This window comes from Pelistega indica, assembly GCF_000506865.1.
Classification (GTDB): domain Bacteria; phylum Pseudomonadota; class Gammaproteobacteria; order Burkholderiales; family Burkholderiaceae_B; genus Taylorella; species Taylorella indica.
In genome coordinates, this window is sequence record NZ_AYSV01000025.1 from 1 (window position 1) to 2621 (window position 2621).

The window sequence follows — 2621 nt, forward strand, 5'->3', positions numbered from 1 at the left end:
TCAGGGCTTTCGCTAGTACGTTTACTCATGGTAAAACTCCTTTGAAATAAGTTTACGGTAACGTTCAAAAAAGTTCTACTTTCTTGTTGTCTTAATTTAGGGGATGGTTACATTGCGTACAGCCCATGCAAGGAGTCTCTCTACGACACAGGGAGTCGCACTAGCCAGAGATGTACAGTATGTGTATGAGGACGGTAGCTTTGTTCCGCTAGCCCAGTATATCAATAGCAGCACAGGTGAGGCAGAGCATATTAGCCCGATGGCCTGGGGGGCTGAGTCGGCTCCACGAGAATCCTCAGCCACTCCCCCTAAACTCTATCACTATGTGTATGACCAGATAGGCACGCCACAACTATTGCTGAACCAATCCCAAGAGGTGGTGTGGGAGGCAGAGTCCAAGGCATGGGGAGAGACCTATGTGGAGCCGAGAGAGGTAAAAGAGGGGGTGGTGAATAACCATCGTTTCCAAGGGCAGTACTATGATGAGGAGAGTGAGCTACATTATAATACGTTTAGGTATTATGATCCCGAGCTAGGACGCTTTATCAGCCAAGACCCGATAGGGTTGATGGGCGGGATAAATGTGTACCAGTATGCGCCGAACCCTGTGGAGTGGGTCGATCCGTGGGGGTTGGCGTATGCCAAGATTGTTACCGCTGTCGTTGCGGGTGTAGCTAGGAAATTATACTTTAATAAAAAAGGGCAATTTGCTAAAAAACCGGGTCCCAAGCCTCAGAAAGCAGATGAGCATGGAAATAGTCTTCAATGTAGTAGAACGACTTATGGATATGTACTAAGAGATAGAGACACTGATGAAATTTTAAAGTATGGTGAAACAATAAGTCCTAAAAAAAGATACTCTGAATCTTACTTGAATGGGGAGAATGCAACGATGGATGTTGTCACATCAGGGTCTAAAAAAGATATGCATCAATGGCAACACACAGAAATACTTAACTATAAAAAAGCTCATGATGGATGTCGACCACGATTAAATAAGTCTGATTGGTAAGATAACGTGAATATTGAGGAGAATGTAGAATGAGATTATGGACTTCTGCTGAGGCTGAACATACGGTAGGGAAAGAGTACAGTAAGATTGTGAGAGGAATTGAAAAGATAGTGAATTCCTATATAGAGGATAAACAATTTTCTGATGCCTATAAAGATTGGCGTTGGGCTTATATTGCTATGTTGGAGGGGCCAATCATGAAGACAATGGACTTACCAGAGATTGTGCGACGTAGCATTAAACGAAAAGTTTTGGAGTTCCGATTGAAAATTGATTATCAGTCTTTTCTTGATGGTGATTATGATCAACGCTTAAAACTGATTATTGATTCGTTAATTCGTTGTTTAGAACACCCAAAAATGACAAAAACGTGGAAAGTGCCTGAAAGTGATATTGCTATTTTAAAGGAAGCCTTACAGGTAGCAGAGCAGCAAATGAGAAAGAATTAAAGATGGGTCTTTTATAACGACAGAGGGTGTAAGAGAGGGTGTAAGGTATTTTGTGTAGCTTGATTTTTTACAAGTGGTTCAGAACGCTTTCCCTAAACTCCATACTAAACTGATTTAACGCTTGATGCCTGTTCTTAATCGGCCTTGTCCACCGTTTACTTGCCTCATGGATGGCTAAAAACACCACCTTCATGGCGGCCTCGTCGTTCGGGAAGAGCTTGTGACGCTTCGTGGCCTTGCGAATGACGCTGTTAAGGGACTCAATGGCGTTGGTGGTATAGATCGCCCGTCGGATGTCCTCAGGATAAGCAAAGAGCGTTGCCACATGATGCCAGTTGTTGCGCCACGACTGCACGGCTAGTGCGTAATTAGGTCACTTCTTCTCAAAGGCGTCCAAGCCCTGTGATTCCGTAGCCGCTTGGTATATGGCTCTGAGGTCTTGAGTGACCGCTCTAGCATCTTTCCATGACACAAAGCGCATGGTGTTGCGTACCATATGCACAATGCATAGCTGCACCTTGGTCTGAGGGTAGACGGCTTCAATCGCCTCAGGAAAGCCCTTAAGACCGTCCACACAAGCGATTAAGATATCCTCAAGGCCTCAATTCTTAAGTTCCGTTAGTATGCCTAACCAGAAGCGTGAGCCCTCGCTCTGGGCAATCCAGAGCCCTAAGAGCTCCTTATGACCTTCCAAATTGACGCCAAGAGCGATAGAGATGAACTTGTTGACGATGCGTTGATTCTCTCTAACCTTCAGCACAATGCAATCCAGGTAGACAATAGGGTAGATGGCGTCTAGCGGGCGATTCTGCCACTCGGTCAACTCATCAATCACCTTATCCGTGACATTGTAGTCCCCCTGAACCTACCCCATTCTTAGTAGCAATTTTAGGTAGAAACAGTATTAAAAAATCGTTCTAACTTTTATTGTGGGTTCATACAGGTAATCTACTCAAGCGCATTAGCGGCTATCATTTTGATTACGACGCCCGTGTTAATTTAACCCGTAAAGAAAGCCACAAAGGCATTCAGACCTTTAGTTGGGATGCACACAATCAATTAACACGTAGCACGTCCTTTAGCAGTGCCACTGAGCCTAAGCTGTGTACCGATTATCTGTATGATGTGTTTGGTCGCCGGATTGCCAAGCGGGTGSTGGA

2 protein-coding genes and 1 pseudogene are annotated in these 2621 nt (G+C 44.7%); 2 read left to right on the forward strand and 1 reads right to left on the reverse strand.

Annotation, left to right across the window (positions count from 1 at the left end):
• Positions 1-112: 112 nt before the first annotated feature.
• Together V757_RS29540 and V757_RS17675 are read left to right on the forward strand one after the other, a co-directional pair.
• Positions 113-1012 carry an RHS repeat domain-containing protein gene (locus V757_RS29540; RefSeq protein ID WP_023949563.1) on the forward strand — a complete coding sequence of 300 codons (900 nt, stop codon included), beginning with the start codon at positions 113-115 and terminating at the stop codon, positions 1010-1012.
• Between the two features lie 29 nt (positions 1013-1041).
• On the forward strand, positions 1042-1461 hold the full coding sequence (locus tag V757_RS17675; RefSeq protein WP_023949565.1) for an Imm44 family immunity protein: 420 nt from the start codon (positions 1042-1044) through the stop codon (positions 1459-1461).
• A gap of 67 nt (positions 1462-1528) precedes the next feature.
• On the opposite strand, the pseudogene V757_RS29080 reads toward V757_RS17675, so the two are convergent.
• Positions 1529-2308, reverse strand: a pseudogene (locus V757_RS29080) (IS256 family transposase); the annotation flags it as partial.
• Between the last annotated feature and the right edge of the window lie 313 nt (positions 2309-2621).